We start from the raw sequence: 20,733 nt of genomic DNA on the forward strand, positions 1-20,733 counted from the left end.
GTCAGGGCGCCCGGGAGCATCATCTGTCACCACACCGCACCGGACGGTCCGCCAAGCGGAGCGGGCTTGCGAGGTGATCTTCCCTCGGCATGGGCATCCGACTCCGGCCATCCATGCACGCCCGGCTCCGGAGGCCGCCAGAGCATGCTGCTCCGGAGGGTCCCTGCCGGCAACCGTCACGGTCGGCGAATCGTTGGACCGGCGTGGACAGCAACGAGAAGAGAATCGAGGACTTCGCCTACGCGGCGGATATCAGTCTCCCGGCAGCGCGGAAGGTCACCAGGCTGCTGGAGGAGGGGATCGGTCTGTTCGAGGGCGACCGACGGCGTATGGCCTACGTGGTCCAACGGGTCAGCGAAGCCATCAGGAACGGCGAGCAGTGGGCGCGGGAGCTCGGCGCGGCACTGGTGCGTCAGACGGTCAGACGGTGCGTGGAGCGGGAGGCCGACCCGGCGGGAGCGATCGCGCGCAGGCTGCGCGTCGACCGGGCGACAGCCGAGCAATGGGTCAGGCAGGCCACCGCCCGCTGACCCAGCGAGCAGTGCCCGCCCGCTCCCGGCCCGAACGTTGGCAGGCCGCGCCTTCTCTCGTGCAGCAGCGGTCCGGCATCGGCGACTCGGGCACAGATCGCGTGCCCGTCGCTCCTCGAAGTGCCCTTCAGGCAGTGGTTACGCTCACGGCATGTCCGATGACGGCACGCGGCGCGTGGAGATCGTTCACCGGCCGGGGGAAGCACAGAGCCCGCCGGTGCAGGTGCGGGTGGGCGACGAGGTCTCCGTGACTCTGCACGGGTCGCCGGCCTACGGCTGGACGCCGGTCGAGGTCGCCGCCGGCTCCCTGACGGTGATCACGGCGGAGACGACCGAGGGCACAGCGCAGGCTGTCGTACGGGCGACCGGCCCCGGAGAGGCGGAGCTGCGCTCGACGTCGTCCTTCCGCGGAGACCGGTTCGGGCCGCAGACGCGGCTGTGGCGGTTGACGGTGCGCGTCTCGTCGTAGACAGGCAGGGCTACGGGACGACGGTCAGGGTCAGCTGCCAGGGCTTGGACGGTGGGCCGTGCGGGTCGGGGCTGTAGGTGTCGGCGGAGCCGAGGGTTGCCGTGCCAGGGACGGCGGCGCGGGCGGTGGCGGTGCGGGTGCCGTCTGACGCGAGCTGGTTGGCGAGTACGGCCACTGTCTTCGGGGTGGAGCTGGTGACGGGCGCCCAGCTGTAGTTGGGGGCCTTCGGCTTCAGCGTGATCTGGATCTTTGTGCCGACGTGGACGCAGGTGCTGCGCAGGGGGTTGTCGGCGGGCGGGTAGAGGACCGCGACGATGCCGCTGAGGCACCGGCCGGTCGAGCCGCTGGAGGCAGTGACGGTCGAGGTGCTCGGGGATCCCGAGGCGGCGTGGCCGGATGAAGCGGATCCGCTGCCGGTGGAGGAGGAGACGGACGAACCGCCGGGGGCCGGACTCGAGGCGGACGGCACGGCGGATGCCGACGGCTCAGCGGAGGAAGAGGTCGATGTGCCGGTGCCGGAGGTGCCGCAGCCGGCGGCCGCGGTGACGAAGGCTAGGGTGGCCAGCAGCCGGGCGCCGGTGTGGTGGTGTCTCATGGCGCCTCCCGTGCGGAGTGCGGGCGTGGCGGCAGTGGGACGTGGCCGTGTGGCCGCAGGTTCCCGGCCAACCTGGCGGGCGCGGTGCCGCCCTGGGCGATGCAGAGAGAACTCTGTGCCGATACAGAGGAAACCCTGTGTTTTTGCTGTGACTTGACTGTACTGCGTAAATTCTCGGTTGCTTCGCGGCTTGCAACCGCTCGCCATCTTGTTGTGTGACATGTCCGGTGCAAGCATCCCGGATTGCGAACACGCGCACCTTCGGCGTGAACGTCCTTCTCCCCACTCTGCCGGGTCGATTCCGGCTGCCCGAAAGGATGTTCCGTGTCCCGATCCAGACGCAGACGCGGCCGGATAGCCGCGCTCACCGCGATCCTCACCGCAGTTCCAGCCCTCTGGCTCTCTGCCCCCGCGGCTCAGGCCGCCCCCGCCCCGGACACCAACTCGGCGGCATCCCACCGCTCGGCCGACACCGGCCCCGCCGTCCGCCACGACACCTCTCCCACGCTCCGTTCCATGGCCGCCCACGGACGCCACCACGGCCACGGCAAGAAGGAGCAGGACGACGACCCCGGCGAGGAGCGCCTGCCGCACCCTCCCGCCTCGCCCATCCCCGATCCCGTCGTCCAGTCCAGCCCGGGCGGGCCGTCCGCCCCCTCCACCGGGACCAACTTCGAGGGCATCGGCGCCGGCAACTACTCCATCACCGGGGTGCCGCCGGACCCGAACGCCGCCGTCGGCTCCAGCCAGATCGTCGAGACCGTGAACACCGCCTACGCGGTGTACTCCAAGTCCGGCGCCACCGTCCTCGCGCCGACCGACACCAGCACCCTGTGGTCCGGGTTCGGCGGCTCCTGCCAGTCCACCAACGACGGTGACGCGGTGGTCCGCTGGGACACACTCGCCGGCCGCTGGGTGGTGACGCAGTTCGCGAACGTCTCCTCGTCCTCGGGCCCGTACTACGAGTGCGTGGCCGTCTCCACGAGCGCGGACGCCACCGGCAGCTACTACCGCTACTCGTTCCAGTACGCCAACTTCCCCGACTACCCGAAGCTGTCGGTGTGGCCGGACGCGTATTACATCACCTACAACATGTTCACCGCCTCCGGCAGCTTCCTGAACGCCGAGGCGTGCGCGCTGAACCGCTCGGCCATGCTCACCGGCGCGAGCGCCGGCCAGCAGTGCTTCACCACCTCGTCCTCCTACGGCGGCCTGCTCGGCGGCGACCTCGACGGCTCGACCGCGCCGCCGTCCGGGGAGCCGGAGCCGATGGTGGGCCTGGGCACGACGAGTACGACGCTGGCGTACTGGAAGTTCCACGTCGACTGGACGACGACCGCCAACTCGACCTTCACCGGCCCGTCGACGCTGACGGTCGCCTCGTACACGACCGCGTGCGGCAGCTCGGGCACCTGCATCCCGCAGAGCGGCACCAGCCAGCAACTCGACTCGCTGTCCGACCGGTTGATGTTCCGCCTCGCGTACCGCAACTTCGGCGACCATGAGTCGCTGGTGGTCAACCACGCGGTCACCGCCGGCAGTTCGGTCGGAGTGCGCTGGTATGAGCTGCGGCTGTCGGGCGGCAACCCGACCGTCTACCAGCAGGGCACCTACGCCCCGGACTCCGCCTACCGCTGGATGGGCTCGATCGCCGAGGACAAGGTCGGCAACATCGCCCTCGGCTACTCCCAGTCCTCCTCCTCGGTGCACCCGTCGATCCGCTACACCGGCCGTCTGGCCGGGGACACGCTCGGCTCGATGACGCAGGGCGAGGTCACCGCGATCACCGGCGGCGGCTCGCAGACCACCTACAGCCGATGGGGCGACTACTCCTCGATGGCCGTGGACCCGACGGACGACTGCACCTTCTGGTACACGAACGAGTACATCCCCGCCAACGGCAACTTCAACTGGCACACCAGGCTTGCCTCCTTCACCCTCCCGAACTGCGGCTCCACGTCGACCAACGACTTCTCGGTCGCGGTCAGCCCGGCCTCGTCCAGCGTGGCCGCGGGTTCGTCGGCGACCACCACGGTCTCGACCGCGGTGACGTCCGGTTCGGCGCAGTCGGTGAGCCTGTCGGCGTCCGGGCTGCCCAGCGGGGCGACGGCCATCTTCAATCCGGCCTCGGTGACCGCGGGCGGCTCCTCGACGCTGACGGTGGCCACGTCCGCGTCGACGCCGGCGGGGACGTACAACATCACCGTCACCGGCGCGGGCGCCTCCGCCACGCACACCGCCACCTACACACTCACCGTCACGTCCACCAGTGGCGGCGGGATCACCAACGGCGGTTTCGAGGCGGGCAGTCTGACCGGCTGGACGACGGCCGGTACCACGGCGGTGGTCAGCTCCGGGGCGCACAGCGGCACCTACGCGGCCCGTGCCGGGGGTACCTCGCCGACGAACGGTGACTCCTCCATCGCGCAGACCTTCACGGCCCCGTCCGGGACGAGCACGCTCGGCTTCTACTACAACGTGACCTGCCCGGACACGCTCACCTACGACTGGGCCACCGCGACGCTCAAGGACAACACCACCGGGACGACCAGCACGGTGCTCGCGAAGACCTGTGTGTCGTCCTCCGGCTGGGTCCAGAAGACCGCCTCCGTCACGGCAGGGCACAGCTACACGCTCACCCTGATCAGCCACGACGACAACTACACCGGCGACGCCACCTACACCCGCTATGACGACGTGACCCTTTCCTGATCGTCCGCGTCGTCCCCGCGGTGGACCGCCGGCCGGGTGCCGGCGGTCCACCGCACACCCAACACCCCCCATCGACGACAAGGGGTCTCCTCATGTCGCGTACCGCTGTCCGCAGATCCGTCGCGACCGCCACCACCGCCCTGCTCTCCTTAGGCGGACTCCTCCTCGCCTCGCACCCGGCCCTGGCCGACGTCTCCAACGGCGGCTTCGAGTCCGGCAGTCTGACCGGCTGGACGACGGCCGGGACCACCGCGGTGGTCAACTCCGGAGCACACGCGGGTACGTACGCCGCCCGCGTGGGCGGCACCTCCCCCACCAACGGCGATTCCTCGATCGCCCAGACCTTCACCGCGCCCACCGGCGCGAACCAGCTGTCGTTCTGGTACAGCGTGACTTGCCCGGACACGCTCACCTACGACTGGGCGACGGCCACCCTCGCCGACACCACCGCCGGCACCACGACCACTGTGCTCGCCAAGACCTGCACCAACGGCCAGGGCTGGAAGCAGATCACCTCGACCCGTTCACCAACACCTCCAGCCAGCACGCCACCGAGCTGGAGCCCGACACCTTCGCCTACGGCAACACGATCGTCGCCTCCTCCCAGGTCGGCCGGTTCACCGACGGCGGCGCCTCCGACATCGGCTGGAACACCTCCACCGACGGCGGCACCACCTGGCAGCACGGCATGCTCCCCGGCATCACCACCTACCAGGGCGGCACCTGGGCCCGCGTCTCCGACCCGGCCGTCGCCTACGACGCCAAGCACGGCACCTGGATGGTCGCCGGGCTGGTCATCGACGCCAACGTCAACGGGGCTGGCGTAACCGTCAGCCGCTCCACGAACGGCACCAGCTGGCAGAACCCGGTCATGGCGGTCGGTAACGACGGCCAGGGCTACGACAAGGAATGGATCGTCTGCGACAACACGTCCACCAGCGCGTTTTACGGCACCTGTTACGTCGAGGTCGACGTCACCTCGTCGGGCAACGCAGTGGTGATGAGCCGGTCGACGGACGGCGGCGCCACCTGGTCGGCGCCCGCAGCTCCCTCCGGCGGCCCCACCGGCCTCGGCGGCCAGCCCCTGGTCCAGCCGAACGGCACGGTCGTGGTCCCCTACTCCGCCAACGGCAGCGCCGTCCGCGCCTTCAACTCCACCAACGGCGGCACCAGCTGGAGCAGCACCACACTGATCGCCAACGTCTCCAGCCACGGCGTGGCCGGCAACCTGCGCGACGGTGAGGGCCTGCCCTCCGCCGAGATCGACGGATCCGGCAAGATCTACGTCGCCTGGCAGGACTGCCGCTTCCGCTCCGGCTGCCCCGCCAACGACATCGTGTACTCCACGTCCACGAATGGCACGTCGTGGTCGGCGGTGACCCGGGTCCCGATCGACGCCACCACCAGCGGCGTCGACCACTTCATCCCCGGCATCGGTGTCGACCACGCCACCTCCGGCACGAGCGCCAAGTTCGGCCTCTACTACTACTTCTACCCGAGCGCGAACTGCACTGCTTCCACCTGCCAGCTGGAGGTCGGCTATATCTCCTCTGCCAACGGCGGCAGCACCTGGAGCGCCCCGACCACCGTTGCCGGTCCGATGTCCCTGTCCCAGATCGCCGACTCCACCCAGGGCCGCATGGTCGGCGACTACCTCTCCACCTCCGTCATCGGCGGTAAGGCGGTCTCCGTCTTCGCCGTCGGCAAGCCCCCGACCAACGGCCAAGTCTTCGACGAGGCCCTCTACACGGCCGGCCCACTGACCGTCACGGGCGGCAGCGTCGCCTCCAGCACCCGCGGGGCGACGAGCGTCGTCGCACCGCACAGGCCCACTGGATCGGCGCCTCTGCCCGTCCGACACTGATACCCCGCCGCCTTATCTGAGGTGCGTTCCGGCCTCCGCCGGAACGCACCTCAGAACTTGGCTGCTACGCGCTGTTGCCACCCTCAGGTTCCTTGACCACAGTCAGTTTTCTTTTCACGGCAAGGGAATTCGGTCACCTCTTTCGATTTCGCTTCCGGGGCTCTTGGTGGGCCGGTCATGGATCGCTAAAGGGTGTTGCACAAGGCCGTGTTCGGGCAGGTCAGGGACTGTGGTTGGGGGACGGCCGTCAGGTGCGCCGCCCACGTGAGGCGCGGGCCAGTTGGACTCGTACTTCGTCTTCGCGGCGCCGATCGCCAGTCTCTCGAAAGAGGGCAGCAGCGGTGGAAAGAGCCTCAACGGCTTCGTCGAACCTGTGTACCTGATACAGGCTGAGTCCGACATTCTTCCAAGCGATGCCTTCGCCGTGGCGGTCGCCCAGCTCCCGGCAAAGCGACGCATCCTGGTTGCCGACGTCAGCAGCCTCGTCGAATCTGCCTTGTTTGGCGAGGGTTTGGCCGAGTAAATCCAGCGTGGAGGCGGCACTGTGGCGGTCGCCGGTTTCCCTGAAGAGGCTGGCAGCGGTGGTGAGCGGAGTGACGGCCTTGTCGAAGCTCCTCTTCCGAAGCAGCAGTTGCCCGAAATTGGCCAGCGCCTTGGCCTCGCATTGAGGGTATCCGATTTCCTTGGAGAGGCGAGCAGCGCTGAGGACAGCGTCGGCCGCCTCGTTGAATTTCCGCATCTGGATCAATGCGGCCCCGAGGTTGTTCAGAGCATCTGCCTCCCCATGGAGGTCACCGTGTTCACGGAAGAGGGCAGCGGCATCAGTGTGAGCCTTGACTCCCTCCCTGAAATTTTGCGCGCCGGCCAGCGCCAGTCCGAGGTTGACCAACGTTACGCTCTCTGCGTGGCGGTCGCCTATCTCCCTCCAGTAAGCGACGGCCTCGGTCAAGTAGCCGACGGCCTGCTTGGATGCGCCCAGATTGATCTGGATGGGCCCTAGGATTCCCAGTACCCTGGCCTCGCCCAGACTGTCTCCTACCTCTTCGAAAAGAGCTGCAGCGTCGGTGAGGACGTTGACGGCATCCACGATTTTCTCCGTGAATGCCAGAGCCTGTCCGAGATTAGTCAACGTTATGGCTTCTACGTGGCGGTCTCCGGTCTCACGGCACAGATCGAGAACCGCTGTGAAGACGTCGACAGCTTCTTTGAACCTGCCTGCACGGATGAGGGCACGCCCTAGACCATCGAGCGCTGCCCTCTCGTTGTGACGGTCTCCGGCCTCACGGCAGATGCCGACGGCGGCAGTACTGAGGTTGAGCCAGTCGTTGGTGTGGCGGCGCAGGTCGAAGAACGTACCAAGAGCCAGTACAAGTCCTGTCGCGGCGGCGTGATGCGCAGGGGCGGCCGTGGCGGCGGCGACGAGGTTGCTCTGTTCGGCCTCCAGCCACTCCAGCGCCTGACCGCGGTCGGTGAAGTCGTCCGGGAGGGGCCAGCCTGGCGTCGTCTGCAGGTGGGTGTCGGCGGCCTGAGCGGTAGTGAGGTAGTGGTCGAGCAGACGCGCCATCGCCGCATCCCGGCCGTCGTACGCGGCATCCTCGCGCCCGTGCTCGTCCGCGAAGAGCCGTACGAGGTCGTGCATGGACCAGCGTTCGCCGTCCGCAGGCTCCTGGTCGGTCCCACCCTGCACCCTCTGCTCGACCAAGTGGGCCCTAGCCAGCCCGGCCAGGAGCCGCCGGGCGTGCGCCGGGCCTCGGTCGAACAGCTTGGCCGCCGACGCGGTGGACACGTCCACCCCGGGAGCCGCGCTCAGCAGCCTGAACGCGAGCCGCGCATCCGGCGTGAGGTGCCGGTACGACAGCTCGAACGAGGCCCGCACGGCTAGCGGCCGCCCGTCCGACTCCGCGCCGTCGTACTCCAGCGCGTCCAGTCGCTTCCGTTCGTCCGCCAGTTCCCTGGCTTGGGCCGTCAACGGCCGGCCCGGCGCGTCCCGTAGCAGTGCGCCGATGATCCGCAGGGCAAGCGGCAGGAAGTCGCACAGCTGCACGATTTCCAGTGCTGCTTCGGGCTGGTTGGTGACGCGGTCGTCCTCTATGCCGTCGGCGGGCAGGAACCGGTCCAGCAGCGCTACGGCGTCCGCGGCGCTCAACGGCTTGAGCTCGATCTGGCGCACGGGCATCGCCGAGAGCCGGTGCCGCGAGGTGAGCAGGGCCCGGTGGGGCGTGCCCGGCAGCAGAGCGTCGACCTGCGCGGAGAAGCGCACGTTGTCCAGGACCACGAGCAACGGCCGGTCCTGTGCCGCGAGCCCCGCCAGCTTCTGCCGCCAGGCGTCGATCTTCCCGTCAGACGTGGGCGGCAGGTCCCTGGTCTTCACTCCCAGAGCACGCAGCATCCGGTCGGCCGTCTCGGCGGCGCCAATCGGTTCGTCACCGTACCCGCGCAGGTCCGCGAAGAGGGTCCCACCCGGGAACCAGCCCCGAGCCCGGGCCTGATGGGCCGCGTGCAAGGCCAGCGCCGTCTTGCCGACGCCGCCCATCCCGGAAACGGCCGACACCACGATGGCCGCCGCCTCCTCGTCCCGCTCACCGTCGCCGTCCGGCGGCTGCAACCACCGCAAGACCTGGTCGATTTCGTCGGTCCGGCCGGTGAACCCTGCCGGGGCCGGCGGCAGCGTCATCGGGGCGGGCGCCGGCAGGTGATCGGCCGGGGCACTCGGAGGACGCCCGCCGCGCGCCTTGCGCTCCGCCCGTGCCCGGCCCAGAAGCGCCTCCCAGTACTGCGGGGGCCGCGGGGCGTAGTCCGACCCGGCTTTCTGCGCCTCGCCCTGCAGGTGGCGTACGAGGGCCAGGAAGTAGCGGGTGTACGCGCCGGCGCTTGGCACGGCCGGGCCCTTCAGCCACCCGGCGACGGACGAGAGGGAGACTTTGACGGGCGGCAGCTGCTTCGCGCCCAGGCTTGCCATGCTGGCCAACGTCGGCGAGCCCGCCGCCTCGTAGAGCGCGTTCAGCTCCGCCCGTAACCGCTCCGCGTGCCCCATCGCTGGCCTTTCACCACGTACGGCTTGCAAGGTTCGCGATCGTCCAAAAAGTCCTCGAACCCAAGGCTGACCAGCCTAGTCGTCCCCGCGCGGGAGGGTGTCCCGATCGATGGAAACCCCTTGTAAACGGCCTCCTTGGCCTTCCGCCGGCGGCAGTCCGCTGCCGGCTGATCCCGCAGGAGACCGCTATGTCCGACGTCCCCGTGCCCTCCGAACCCGAGGCCGAACCGGGCGCCCGCCCGGCGCCTGTACTGATCGTTGTCGTACCGGCGGGGGCCGTCCCCGCTGGCTCGACCGTCGTACTCACCCTGCCCGCCGAGGCGTTGCCGGACGGCGCGGCAACGCGGGCGACGGCGAGGGCGGCCCTGCCGCCTCTTCCGCGCCACCCCCCGTCCGTTTCCGGACGGCGCTTCACGCGCAGGCTCCACGAGTGGAACCTCGCCTGGTGGTTCGCCGTGGCCGCAGCCGCGCTCGAGGTACCGGTGAGCCATGTGCTGGCCTACTACCTCCACCAACACGGGCTCATCTCGCCGCTGGAGTACTGGTTCCCACTCGACTGATCGCTTTCCGGCACACGTACAGCGGCCCCGTCGCGTGACGGGGCCGCGCCTTCAACTACAGCTACCTGACCCGCACCGACAACCTCACCTTCAAACTGGTGCCCGGCTCCACCGACACCCTCTAATGGGGCAGCAACTGGGGTCAGATCAACGGCAGCTCCTTCCGCGTGTTCGCATGGGCGGAGAACTCCGGCAACTACTCCTGGTGGGACCGCACCGTCCCCTCCTACGGCTTCTACACCCGCAACAGCGGCCAGAACTGCGCCAGCGCGGACGGCGTGGTGACCAACTGGTGCCAGTACGCCGACTCCCGCGTCCTCGGCGCCTACCGGACGAGCGGGCTGATCGGCTTCTCCTTCAACGCCAAGCAGGACAGCAGCCACCCCTTCCCCTACACCCGGTTCGTCTGGTTCAACGAATCCGACAAGAACCTCAACGGCTCCGGTGACCTGTGGGGCAGCTGGGGCGCCATCCAGTTCGCCTCGCTCGCGCCCAACTCGCTCGGCCGGGTGGGCCTGGACTTCGCCTGGGGCGGCGGCACCGGCACCACCCACTACTACCCCGGCAGCGCGATCAACTCCCAGCCCGCCAACGCCATCGACACCGGCCCCAACTACTACCTGTGGGGCGCCGGCAACACCTGCACCTACTCCGTACCTGACCGTCCGCACCTACCAGGCCGACCCGACCCGCTGGATCGCCGCCGGCTACGCCATGAAGGGCGGCAACTGCGGCGCCACCGGCGCCTACCCCGAGCCGCACAACGTGCTGTTCTCCTAGCACCACCCGCCCCAGATCCGTCAGTGAGCAACCCGGGGGCCGGGCGGGATCTTCTCCGTCCGGCCCCCGGGCCAGCCGCCATCACCGGAACCGCCCACCACCGTGGAAAGTCCAACCCGTATGAAGAGCCTCCCCCGCACCGCGCTCGCCGTCCTGGCGCTGGCCGCCGTTCTCTCGGCCACCGGATGCGGGGACGCTCACGGCACCGGATCGCCGACCGCATCCGACTCCGGGATCAAAGGCCGCACCATGGTCGACGGCGGCTGCCCCATGGTCCGCGACCACAGCCCCTGCCCTGACCGGCCTCTGAGCGCCCGGCTGACCATCACCAGCAGCGACCCCGGACGAAAGATCGCAGAGACGACCAGCGACGCCAACGGCCGATTCCGTGTCCCACTGCCGCCAGGCACCTACACCGTCCACCCCGCCAACCTCACCGGCGCCGTCGCACCCATCGCCCAACCGATAACTGTCACGGTCACCAGCGGGCGGTTCACCGACATCATCATCCCCTTCGACTCGGGTATCCGCTGAGGCCCTGCCAAGCTGCCAGGGACGACGGGAACCGAACTGCGGCGGAAGACGTCGCAGTGACGTCCCATGGTGCGAAGGAGTGGTCATGCTGATGGAGGACTGCAGACGCGGCCGAGGATCCTGGCCCTCGCTCGCGGCCGTCCTGGTCGCTCTCTCCTGTCTCCTGACCGCCTGCGGAGGCAGCGGCGACGGCCCGGAGGCGGACTCGGCACCGCCTCACTCTTCCGCCACTCCACCCACGACCGCGCCCTCAGCGAGCAGCTCCAGCACGCCGAGTACCCCCAGCTCGCCTTCCGCGACACGGCCGGCAACGCCACCGTCATCGCAGCCGCCGACGCGAGCTCCGAACCCTCACACGACGGGCCCCGCGTCCCCCGGATGCGTCACGGGCTCCGCCACCATCACCCACGGCCCTGAGGACTCCTCCGTCCACACCCTGTGCGTGCGATCCGGTACGACAGTGACCGTGATCCTCAAGCCCCGGGCACAGGGTGCCTGGCCGCAGCCGCGCACCAGCAACCCCATGTTGGCACTGGTGACCTCGACCGCCACGGACAGCAAGGGCGGCGCCCGGGTCACGGTTCGGGCCGCGCGCACCGGCTCGGTGACCGTCACCTGGGGACCGCAGAGCGCGCCCCTCTTTGCGCTCCGGCTGAGTGTGGCGGCCTATCCGGTGCAGTGAGCCGGACGCGCGGCGGCCGGTGCGCCCCGGGCTGAGGGGGCGCACCGGCCGCCGTGTGCCGGAGGCCGCCGTGATCAGTCCTTACGGCCCTTGAGGCGCCGTTCGTCGAAGGTCCAGATGCCGCGTCCGTGGGTGGCGGCGTAGAGCTTGCCGTCGGGGCCGAGGCGTAGCTGCATCACGGCCGTGGTGGGCAGGTTGTGGCCCAGGACCTGCCACTTGGTGGCGCCGGCGGGCCGGTAGAAGGTGGCCAGGTCGGTGCCGAGGGCGAGGCCGCCGTTCGGCAGGAGCTTGACCGTGTTGGCGGGGACGTCGGGCAGGTTGGCCGAGATGTCCGTCCAGTCGGTGCCGCCGTCCTTGGACTCGAAGACGTGGCCGACGCCCGCGCCCGGGCCCTCGGTGAAGCGGCGGGAGAAGCCGTTGATCGCCACGTACACGTGCTGGGCGTTGGCCGGGTCGACCTCGAAGCCGGAGATGTAGCGGTTGGGGATGGTGCCGTCGACGGGCAGGTTGAGCTGGTGCCAGCCGGTGCCGTCGGCGTTGCCGACCGCGATGCCGCGGGTGAAGCCCTGGTTGTTGCAGGGCCCGCACCAGCCGACGTAGACCGTGCCTCCGGAGGAGGCCACGGCGGTGGCCACGTGGCCCTCGCCGAGGTCGTAGGCGCCTGTCCACTCCTTGCCGGAGCGGATCGCGAAGCCCTTGGTGTTCACCCACACGTGTCGGCCGCCGGCCACCCAGGTGTTGGTGTTCTTGGCGTCGGAGGCGATCGGCGCGATGAAGCGGGCGCCCGCGCCGCCCAGGTCCTTGTCCGGCGGAGCAACCTCGTACTCGGTGGCCTTGGACGGGTCCGTGGTCCACGAACCGTCGTTGACACCGCAGTTCTGGGTGACCCACAGGTCGAGGTAGACGTACTCGGCGGCGATGTTGCAGCCGTTGGCGGGGTCGGTGATGGTGTCGCCGCCGTCGCCGCCGAAGTTGGAGCCCATCACCTTGTCGTGGCCCCGCAGGATCGACTGGCCGTTGTCCTGCAGGCCGCCGGTCACCGAGACGCCGCCGTGGTCGAGGTCCTTGCCGACGCCCACCGAGTAGTACTGGAGCGTGTCGATGGTGCCGTCGTTCAGGGACTGCCAGTCCTTGGCGTGACCGCCGGAGTCGACCGCGCCGCTGAGCGGGCGGCGGTAGATGCCGCCGTCGTTGCCGACGTACGCCCAGCTCTTGCCCTTGTAGCTGCCGATCGCGACCGCGTGCTGGTCGGAGTGGGTGGTGGGTGAGCAGTCGCCGGTCTGCTTGGCCGGGTCGATGCTCCAGCAGGGGAACGGGAAGTTCCAGTACGGGCCCGGGGTGATCCAGCTGTCGCCGCCGTTCTTGGTCTCGAAGACCTCTTCAAGACCGAGGTAGACGTGGTCGGCGTTGGCCGGGTCGACCTGGAGGAACTGGTTGTACCAGGACTGGATGCCGGGCTGGTAGCCGTCGCCCTGGAGTGCGGAGCCGGACGCCTTCAGCTTGGTGTAGTCCGCGATCATTGTCCACGGCCCGAACGGCGAGCCGTTCTTCGACACGTAGACGCCCTTGAGGCCGCTGTCCGGGTTGGCGGCCATCTGCGCCGGCGACTGGTCGATGGCGTACAGGCGCGAGCCGTCGGCCGCCGCGGCGAACGTCACGTTGCCGACGTCGGCACTGCTGGTCGGCAGGTCGCCGAGACCGGTGGCCGGCTTCCAGCTGCCGTCGTCCTGCTTGGCATACAGACCGTTGTAGGTGTCACCGCCGCGCCAGCCGACCGCGAGCAGGACCTTGTTCGGGTCCTTGGGGTCGACGGCGATGTCGTTGGCGATGTTCTTGTACGGCGCGCTCGGGTCGTCCGCCTTCGAACCGCCCGGAAGATAGTCCGGGTTGGGGGCGAACTCGTGCTTCCACGGGCCGGACAGGGTGGTCGTGGAGTGCGACCACACGCCGGTGCTGGTCGCCGCCCACACCTTGGTGCCGGCGAAGCGCAGCGCGTGGATGACGGTGGATTCCAGTTCGGCGCCGCCGACGCGGTCGCCGGGCTGGAACTTGCCGTGGTGCGGGTCCTTCAGGACGTACACGCCCGTGCCCACGAAGGACGTCGCCCCCGTGTTGGACTCGCCGGTGGCGTACCAGAGCCGCTTCTGGCCATCCAGGGAGAGGGTGCCCGTCGAGAGGGAGGGCAGCTTGTCGGCGATCGGCTTCCAGTGCCCGCCGCCGGTGGTGGAGCGGAAGACGCCGCCGTTGGCGCCGCCCGCGTACACATAGCCCTGGTCGTCGGCGGCGATTCCGGTGATCCGGCCGGTCACCTTGCCCGAGCCGCCGCTGGAGTTGGAGTTCACATCCCGGTAGCGGGAGTCGTCCGAGTTGTACGCCTTCTTGGTGACGTGGTCCCAGCTGCCGGTCGTGTGCTTCATCGACTGGAGCTGCTGCCAGGCCGCGCCGTAGGCGCCGGGAGCGACCACGCCGGGGGCGGTGCGGGCCTCGGTGAACTGGGCCGTGGACTCGGCGGAGTTCACCGCCTCGTCGCCGCCGTCGTCGTCGCCCTCGGAGGCGGCGAAGGCGGACCTGCCGTGGCCGGCGTGCACCGCCTTGATGTGCTGGCGGCCGATGGCGGCCTGGTGGCGCGCGTTCCAGGGCCGGGGTCTGGTGTCGCTGGACGCCGCGAACGACTGGGTGCTGACCAGCCCGAACGCCGCGGCCACGACGGTGCAGGTTATGAACCGCCGCTGATGTCTTGGGGGCAGCATGCCCTCTCCTCCCTGCGACGGGCGTATGGGGGTGTTCCCGGCGCGGGGAGATCTTGGCGTGCCCACAACAGTGCCACAAAGGGATCACAGGAAAAAATGGCGGGGAATTTGCGTTTGCCGCTCGTTTAGGCATGAACTTCCGACAAACCGCCACTATTTGGGGCCATAGATAGTGACCCCTTGCACTCACTTCTTGGGCCTGCCGCCCGTCCGCACCGGGTCGGGGCGAAGACGAGCGGCATCCTGGCCGTCGCGAAGATCAGCAGAGGGAGTCGGCCGGGCAGCCTCCGGTCATCGGGTGGTCCGGTGCGGGTGGGCCGCCTGGCGGGTCGTCGCACGCGGTGTCGCCGCGGTCGTGGCCGCCACGTAGGGGCCGTAGTCCTTGCCCGTCGGGAAGAGTCCGCTGTAGGCGTCGTTGGAGTTCTGCGGCGCGTTGTCGTTGGTCTCCACGAACAGTGGCCGTACGGCGAAGGGGCCGTCGGTGGCGAGGCCCTCGTAGTCGCCGAGGAAGTGACCTCTGGCGTAGGGGGCCTGGAGCCAGTCGAAGATGCGGGAGATGCGGCGCTCGGTGGCGTGCTTCTCGGCTCCGCGCGGGAGGGTGAGCAGCCAGGCGGCGGTGGGCAGGGTGGTGGTGTTCTGGGCGGTGAGATAGCGCAGGTCGTAGTAGGTGATCGCGACCGTGCCGCGGGCGTCCACGCTGATCGAGGGCGTGAAGGCGGGCGCGGAGGCGACCTGTTGACCCGTTTCGGGGCGGACCAGGTCCGGCCGCCGTCGGTGGAGTGGGTCAGTTCCACGGAGTTGTAGGCGCCGCCGCTGAAGTCCGAGCCCTCGTAGGCGACATACAGCTCACCGGTGTGCGGGTCGATGGCGACGTTCGGCAGGTCACCGCCGGCCCGCAGGGCCTTGGTCGAGTCGGTGGGGGCGTTGGGGTCGACCTCGGCGGCGACCGTGTCCTTGGCGATGGTGACCGGCTTGCTCCAGGTGCGGCCCTGGTCGGTCGACTTGACGACGGCGAAGTGCAGGTCGGTGGGCGTGAAGGTGCCGGTGGTGTAGTCGATGTCGTACGTCTGCCAGTCGAAGACGTCGTAGAGGGTGTCGGTGCGCGGGTCGACGACGATGACGTTGCCGATGGTCTGCGAGTGCGGGACGACGGACGTGTCCACGAACGGGCGGGCCTTGGACCAGTGCCGCCCGCCGTCGCGGGTGATGGAGATGTACGCGGGCCCGTCGTAAACCTTTGCGGAGTCGTCCTCGTCGATACGGTCCCAGACCTGGTAGGCCACGCCCGGATGGACAGGGTCGGCGGTCACGGAGTTCTTGTCGTCGCTGAACTGGATCTCCGTGTCGTCGATCAGCGGGGTGGTGTGCGTCCAGGTGCGCCCACCGTCGTACGACGTCGATGCGGCCACGCCGTTGCGCGGGCCGGTGGCGTCGAAGACCAGCCCGCTGGCGTAGACCGTGCCGTCCGGGCCGGTGCTCACCCAGCCGTCCGACGCCCGCTGGTAGTTCAGCCCGCCCGGCGCGCAGTGCGAGAACGGCAGCGGGGTCTCGGTGAAGTGCCGCCCGTCGTGCGTGTACGTGGCGGTCAGACCCCGGGCGCCGCCGTTGGACCAGCGGTCCTGCTGGAAGATGCCGACCGCGTTGCGCGGGTCGCGCGGGGAGGCGGTGACATACGGCTCGTCCTCCGCGGACAAGTAGTTGGTGCCGGTGCCGTCGCCGCTGATGTCACAGGCGGCGTACGGGTCACCGGGCGAGACCAGGCCGACCGGCTGGCCGCCGCCTGCCGCGGAGGAACTGCCCACCGTGGCGACCAGCACGAACGCAGCCGAAATGGCCACGAGAGACGCTCTTGTACGTGTGCTAGTACGTGTGCGCATGGCGATCCCCCAACTCCCCGAATGACGGTCCGTCTTGGGCTGTGCTGGCGCATGCACGGTCCCGGTGCCGCCGGGACACGAGTCGCGTGGGGAGCCTAACTCTGCACGGCGTTAAGGAAGTTGAGAGAAGCAGTCAAGGACACGTCAAGTATCGTCTGCCGACTGTGGTCATCCGTTGGCATGCCGGAAGCGGCCCAGGACAGGCAAGGCGGCCGCCAGGGCGAGGGCGGCGATGCCGGATACCAGAAGCGGTACGTGCCCGTCCGCGCCCCAGGCGAGTCCGGCCCACAGGCCGGCCAGGAGTACAAGGCGGCCACCGCCGCCAAGCAAGCGTAGAAGGCGACGGATCCTACCCTGATGCAGGCAGTGGTACCCGGAGTTGGCTCATGGTCAGGGCGCTTCGTCAGGGCGGCCGTCGGCAGGTCACTGGTAGGGAGCAGGCACGGCCGACGACTACGAGGGCGACTGGCATACCCCGCCCCCGGCCGGACGCCGCTCCGGTCACCGCCGTGGCCCCCTGAACCGCAGCCGCTCAGATCACTTCGAAGTTGGCCATCATGGCCATGTCCTCGTGCTCGAGGTTGTGGCAGTGCAGCATGTAGCGGCCGCGGTAGCCGCGGAAGCGGACCAGTGCGTCCACGACCTCGTACGGGCGGACGTCGACCGTGTCCTTCCAGCCGGCGTCCGTGGGTTCGGGTGCCCGGCCGCCTCGCGACAGGACCTGGAAGTGGGCCAGGTGCAGATGCACCGGGTGGTGGAAGTCGCTGGTGAACCGCCAGCGCTCCACGGTGTCCAGGCGGGGGCGGGCGAGGACCTCCGAAGTGCTGAACGGGCGCCCGTTGATGGTCCACGCGTCGTCGGAGCGGCGGAAGTCGAAATGCCGAGTGGCCACGGCGGACGCCGGGTTCAGGACCGCATACCGGGAGAGGCGGGCCGGGATGTGGCTGGCGTCCTTCTCCTTGCGTGCGATGCGGAAGCGCATGACCTGGTGCATGCGGCCGTCCGACAAAGTGTTGACCAGGGTCACGTGGCTGCCCACCGGGCAGTCGGTGAAGTCCACGACGACGTCGAAGCGTTCCGCCGGCGCCATGGAGATGCCGTCCAGGCGCTGGGGGGCGGCCAGCAGGCCGCCGTCGCCACCGATCTGCGTGAAGGGGAGCGTTCCACCGTCTTCCCGCTGCAGCACCAGGTGGTAGCGGCGGGCGTTGGACGCGTTCAGCAGCCTCAAGCGGTGCCGGGTCGAAGAGACCTCCGCCTCGGGCCAGGGGGCGCCATTCACCAGCTGTACGTCACCGAGGACGCCGTCCATGTAGGCGTCCTCGACTCCGGGTGTGCCGGTGCAGGTCGGCGAGTGCCCCGGGTAGCGGAAGGAGCCGTCCTCCTCGAAGGAGCGGTCGCAGATCATCAGGGGGATGTCCCGCTCACCCCCGGGCAGCGGCAGTGCATCCTCCTCCTGGTCGTGGACGAGGAACATGCCGGCCAGACCGCGCCAGACCTGTGGGGCGCTGAAGTCCATCCGGTGGTCGTGATACCAGAGCGTCGCGGCCCGCTGGGCCATCGGGTACTCGTAGGTCTTGTAGCCCTCCGAGACCGTCCAGTCGGACGCCGGGGCGTGCATGCCCATGCCCCCCATGCCGTGCGTCATGCCCCGGGTCTTGAACTCGGCGCCGCATTGCGCGGGCACCAGCACATCGGTCGGGTAGCCGTCGGAGTGCGGTGGGGTGACTCCCCCGTGCAGGTGCAGGGATGTGGGCACGGACAGCTTGTTGTGGAGCCGTACCTCCGTCCTGCGGCCCGAGCGGGCGGTGAAGGTGGGGCCGGGGAAGATGCCGTCGTAGCCCCAGATGGTCGTCTTGAGCCCGGGGATGATCTCTACGGCCTCCCGGCGCTGGGTGATGTCGTACTGATCGGTTCCGCCTGTGGTGCGGGACGGGCGGGCACGGGGTGGTACGGGCAGCGGCACCGTGAACTGCCGGGGCGGCCGGATCCTGCTGGAGAGGACCGTTCCGGTGCGTTCGCCCGACCACTTGGCGTACGCCGCTGCTCCGGCGGGTATGGCGAGCCCGGCGCTGATGCCCGCCGTAAGCCCCAGAAACCGTCGACGTGACGTCACCTGTCCGTGCCCTTCCCGACCTTGTACATGTACGCCCAGCAGGACAGCGCGACACCCACGCCGAACACACCGAGGGCAAGCGGAACATGACCGCCCAGCATCCGGGCCGCGCCCAGCCCCATCTGCGCGCCGACCAGCACGACCAGCCCGACCGCAAGCGCGAAGGGCCAGGCCGGCCCCCGCATCGAACGCCACACCAGCAGGGCCGCCACGGCCTCGACGAGGGCAGTGGCGGCGAGCAGCTGCGCGTTGGCCGCGTGCAGGTCGAGGAAGCGCACGTCACCCGTGATGAACAGACCGGCCAGGGCCCCCTGGAGCAACGTGTCGAACAGGAACAGCAGCGAGGTGACCCTGAGCAGCGTGAGCGGCCAGGTACGGGGTGGCTCCACCGGCATCCCGGAAGGCGGTTCCGCTTCCGACGGGCGGGGAAGCGGAACCGCAGTGTCTGCGGACGTGTCAGCCATGAGTCATCTCTCCAGCGGAATGCGGCGTGGTCGTACTCAGCCGTCGCGTCGCGAGCAGCGTCAGCACACCGGCGGCCGCGAGGGCGGCGAATGCCAGCCGGTACGAGCCGGTGGTGCCCGAGAGGTGCTCCTCGGCTCCGTGCTGGATGCTCGCGATCAGGTTCACGCCGATCGCGGCACCGATGTTGCGGCACAGCGTCACGGCTCCCGTGTACGAACCGAGCTGCTCGGCAGGTGCAGCGTTCTGCGCCTGTACAAGAGCGGTGGCGACGGTGAAGCCCGTGCCGAGACCCGCGAGCAGCTGCGCGACCACGGCCGTGATGAGCGAGGGATGCGGAGTCAGGCACAGGACGGCGGGACCGGCGACGAGCAGCACCGCGCCGCCCGAAGCCACCTTGCGGGCACCGTGCTTGCCCAGCAGCCCGGCGCACACCGCGGAGCCGGCCACCCACCCGAGCGAGGCCACCAGAACGACCAGACCGCTTGCCGCGTCACCGGCCGCCCCGGTCCGGGTCAGGGCCAGCGGCAGCTGGGTGACGGAGGCGTAGAGGACGACCGAGGCGCCGATGGAGACCATGGCGGCGGCCCGGGCCGCTCGGTCCGTCACCATGGCGGTCGGGACCAGGGAGACCGACTGATCGCGTCGGACCTGGGCGAGGTGCAGGCCGATGACCGCGACCGCGACCACAGCCGCCACCACGAGCACGGGAAGCGCCGGCGACACCAGCACCACCAGGAGGGCGGTGAGCCCCACGGAGAACGTCGTCAGCGCCGGGACGTCGACCCGCCCGCGCTGAGCCGCTTCCGTGGTCCGGCCTGGTGCCTGGCGCGCCACGATGAGCCCCGCGAGGAGAGCGAGCGGGAGGTTCGCGGCGAACACCCAGCGCCAGCCGACCGTCGCCTGTGCCGCCGACCCCAGTGCCGGACCGGCGACCGCGGCCAGACCCCACACCGCCGACAGGAGTCCCTGCATCTTGGCCCGGCCGGCGGCGTCGAAGACCCGCCCCACCAGGACGTACGACAGTGTCACCACAGCCCCCGCCCCGAGTCCCTGCAGCGCGCGAGCGGCGATCAGCGCGACCATGCCCGGAGCGACGGCCGCGCCGGCCGATCCGGCCGCGAAGAGGCCCAGCGCGACGCACATCGACGCCCGCGACCCGAAGCGGTCCGCCGCGGCCCCGGAGACCGCGGTCGCCAGGATGCTGCAGAGCAGGAAGCCGGACACGAGCCAGGGGTACAGCTCCTGGTGTCCCAGGTGGCGCGCCATGGACGGCAGGATCGACCCGACCACCGTGGAGTCGGCGGCAGCCAGGAACAGAGCCAGCAGGGCGCTTGCGATCAGTGCGCGGCGCCCGGCCGGAGCGCCGCCCTTCGCCCGCGCCTCGCGTGTCTCGTCGACGACGGTCACTTGCCCTGCCCGTCCCCTGCGACGCCGGCCTGCGCCTCGAACGCCTGGAAGCCGTCCTCGATGCCCATGAAGATGTCGTTCACGACCAGGTAGCCCTGGGCGATGAGCGGCGAGTCGCGCAGTTCCTCGATGAGGAAGTAGTACGCCTGAAGGTCCTCGGTCTCCAGCAGGGCGAAGTCGGAGAACGCGGTGTGGAACGCCTCGGCGTCGAAGAAGCGCGCGGAGACCCGGTCGGCGTACTTGGCGAACACCGGGAAGATGTGAGCGGCCTCCATCGCATTCCGCTCCTCGCGAGGGAGCGCCAGCCAGGCCGGGGTGAAGGTGTAGGTCAGGATGATCGTGGTCTTCACGACAGCTCCAG

18 protein-coding genes are annotated in these 20,733 nt (G+C 69.7%); 10 read left to right on the forward strand and 8 right to left on the reverse strand.

The genetic code is table 11. From position 1 onward, the window contains the following. Positions 1-203 precede the first annotated feature (203 nt). Positions 204-530, forward strand: coding sequence for a hypothetical protein (locus ACFY1E_RS33015; RefSeq protein ID WP_389082441.1), 327 nt, complete (start codon positions 204-206; stop codon positions 528-530). 151 nt (positions 531-681) lie between these two features. Further along, positions 682-999, forward strand: coding sequence for a hypothetical protein (locus tag ACFY1E_RS33020; RefSeq protein ID WP_389082443.1), 318 nt, complete (start codon positions 682-684; stop codon positions 997-999). Between the two features lie 10 nt (positions 1,000-1,009). Here the strand turns inward: ACFY1E_RS33020 and ACFY1E_RS33025 are convergent, their stop codons facing one another. Next, positions 1,010-1,594: a hypothetical protein gene (locus ACFY1E_RS33025; RefSeq protein ID WP_389082445.1), complete on the reverse strand. Its 585-nt coding sequence runs from the start codon at positions 1,592-1,594 to the stop codon at positions 1,010-1,012. Positions 1,595-1,918: 324 nt separating this feature from the next. On the opposite strand from ACFY1E_RS33025, the gene ACFY1E_RS33030 reads away from it, so the two are divergent. After that, positions 1,919-4,306, forward strand: coding sequence for a hypothetical protein (locus tag ACFY1E_RS33030; RefSeq protein WP_389082447.1), 2,388 nt, complete (start codon positions 1,919-1,921; stop codon positions 4,304-4,306). Positions 4,307-4,700: 394 nt separating this feature from the next. Then, positions 4,701-6,170 (forward strand): sialidase family protein, encoded by a 1,470-nt coding sequence (locus tag ACFY1E_RS33035; protein ID WP_389082449.1) that lies wholly within the window; start codon positions 4,701-4,703, stop codon positions 6,168-6,170. A 247-nt stretch (positions 6,171-6,417) separates the two neighbouring features. Here ACFY1E_RS33035 and ACFY1E_RS33040 read toward each other — a convergent pair whose 3' ends face one another. Next, positions 6,418-9,204, reverse strand: coding sequence for a tetratricopeptide repeat protein (locus tag ACFY1E_RS33040; RefSeq protein WP_389082452.1), 2,787 nt, complete (start codon positions 9,202-9,204; stop codon positions 6,418-6,420). 188 nt (positions 9,205-9,392) lie between these two features. On the opposite strand from ACFY1E_RS33040, the gene ACFY1E_RS33045 reads away from it, so the two are divergent. The 4 genes from ACFY1E_RS33045 (at position 9,393) to ACFY1E_RS33060 (ending at position 11,760) form a co-directional block, all read left to right on the forward strand. Continuing rightward, the gene (locus ACFY1E_RS33045) at positions 9,393-9,764 is read left to right on the forward strand and encodes a hypothetical protein (RefSeq protein ID WP_389082454.1); all 372 of its coding nucleotides are present in this window, start codon (positions 9,393-9,395) and stop codon (positions 9,762-9,764) included. A gap of 167 nt (positions 9,765-9,931) precedes the next feature. Beyond that, complete coding sequence (locus ACFY1E_RS33050) at positions 9,932-10,843, forward strand: hypothetical protein (protein ID WP_389082456.1); 912 nt, start codon at positions 9,932-9,934, stop codon at positions 10,841-10,843. Next, positions 10,815-11,078: a hypothetical protein gene (locus ACFY1E_RS33055; RefSeq protein WP_389082457.1), complete on the forward strand. Its 264-nt coding sequence runs from the start codon at positions 10,815-10,817 to the stop codon at positions 11,076-11,078. The genes ACFY1E_RS33050 and ACFY1E_RS33055 overlap by 29 nt, the downstream gene beginning before the upstream one ends. A 466-nt stretch (positions 11,079-11,544) precedes the next feature. After that, on the forward strand, positions 11,545-11,760 hold the full coding sequence (locus tag ACFY1E_RS33060) for a hypothetical protein (RefSeq protein ID WP_389082459.1): 216 nt from the start codon (positions 11,545-11,547) through the stop codon (positions 11,758-11,760). Positions 11,761-11,834: 74 nt separating this feature from the next. Here ACFY1E_RS33060 and ACFY1E_RS33065 read toward each other — a convergent pair whose 3' ends face one another. Both ACFY1E_RS33065 and ACFY1E_RS33070 read right to left on the reverse strand, forming a co-directional pair. After that, positions 11,835-14,510 (reverse strand): glycosyl hydrolase, encoded by a 2,676-nt coding sequence (locus ACFY1E_RS33065; protein ID WP_389082460.1) that lies wholly within the window; start codon positions 14,508-14,510, stop codon positions 11,835-11,837. A gap of 291 nt (positions 14,511-14,801) precedes the next feature. Beyond that, on the reverse strand, positions 14,802-15,206 hold the full coding sequence (locus ACFY1E_RS33070) for a hypothetical protein (protein WP_389082463.1): 405 nt from the start codon (positions 15,204-15,206) through the stop codon (positions 14,802-14,804). Between the two features lie 621 nt (positions 15,207-15,827). On the opposite strand from ACFY1E_RS33070, the gene ACFY1E_RS33075 reads away from it, so the two are divergent. Together ACFY1E_RS33075 and ACFY1E_RS33080 are read left to right on the forward strand one after the other, a co-directional pair. Continuing rightward, complete coding sequence (locus tag ACFY1E_RS33075; protein WP_389082465.1) at positions 15,828-15,965, forward strand: hypothetical protein; 138 nt, start codon at positions 15,828-15,830, stop codon at positions 15,963-15,965. 602 nt (positions 15,966-16,567) lie between these two features. After that, positions 16,568-16,723: a hypothetical protein gene (locus ACFY1E_RS33080; protein WP_389082468.1), complete on the forward strand. Its 156-nt coding sequence runs from the start codon at positions 16,568-16,570 to the stop codon at positions 16,721-16,723. Between the two features lie 196 nt (positions 16,724-16,919). On the opposite strand, the gene ACFY1E_RS33085 is transcribed toward ACFY1E_RS33080, so the two are convergent. The 4 genes from ACFY1E_RS33085 to ACFY1E_RS33100 form a co-directional block, all read right to left on the reverse strand. Then, complete coding sequence (locus ACFY1E_RS33085; RefSeq protein ID WP_389082470.1) at positions 16,920-18,500, reverse strand: multicopper oxidase family protein; 1,581 nt, start codon at positions 18,498-18,500, stop codon at positions 16,920-16,922. Then, positions 18,497-18,889 (reverse strand): hypothetical protein, encoded by a 393-nt coding sequence (locus tag ACFY1E_RS33090; RefSeq protein WP_389082473.1) that lies wholly within the window; start codon positions 18,887-18,889, stop codon positions 18,497-18,499. Before ACFY1E_RS33090 ends, ACFY1E_RS33085 begins: the two co-directional genes overlap by 4 nt. 67 nt (positions 18,890-18,956) lie before the next feature. Further along, on the reverse strand, positions 18,957-20,372 hold the full coding sequence (locus ACFY1E_RS33095; RefSeq protein ID WP_389082475.1) for an MFS transporter: 1,416 nt from the start codon (positions 20,370-20,372) through the stop codon (positions 18,957-18,959). Beyond that, positions 20,369-20,722, reverse strand: a complete 354-nt coding sequence (locus tag ACFY1E_RS33100) for a darcynin family protein (RefSeq protein WP_389082478.1) — start codon at positions 20,720-20,722, stop codon at positions 20,369-20,371. The genes ACFY1E_RS33095 and ACFY1E_RS33100 overlap by 4 nt, the downstream gene beginning before the upstream one ends. Positions 20,723-20,733 lie beyond the last annotated feature (11 nt).

It is taken from the genome of Streptomyces sp. NPDC001604, from assembly GCF_042893475.1.
Classification (GTDB): domain Bacteria; phylum Actinomycetota; class Actinomycetes; order Streptomycetales; family Streptomycetaceae; genus Streptomyces.

Bases quoted from the DNA above. Each gene is read 5' to 3' on its own strand.
- ACFY1E_RS33045 (WP_389082454.1), top strand. From the start codon at position 9,393: ATGTCCGACGTCCCCGTGCCCTCCGAACCCGAGGCCGAACCGGGCGCC.
- ACFY1E_RS33065 (WP_389082460.1), bottom strand. From the start codon at position 14,510: ATGCTGCCCCCAAGACATCAGCGGCGGTTCATAACCTGCACCGTCGTG.
- ACFY1E_RS33080 (WP_389082468.1), top strand. From the start codon at position 16,568: ATGCCGGAAGCGGCCCAGGACAGGCAAGGCGGCCGCCAGGGCGAGGGC.
- ACFY1E_RS33020 (WP_389082443.1), top strand. From the start codon at position 682: ATGTCCGATGACGGCACGCGGCGCGTGGAGATCGTTCACCGGCCGGGG.
- ACFY1E_RS33025 (WP_389082445.1), bottom strand. From the start codon at position 1,594: ATGAGACACCACCACACCGGCGCCCGGCTGCTGGCCACCCTAGCCTTC.
- ACFY1E_RS33055 (WP_389082457.1), top strand. From the start codon at position 10,815: ATGGTCCGCGACCACAGCCCCTGCCCTGACCGGCCTCTGAGCGCCCGG.
- ACFY1E_RS33040 (WP_389082452.1), bottom strand. From the start codon at position 9,204: ATGGGGCACGCGGAGCGGTTACGGGCGGAGCTGAACGCGCTCTACGAG.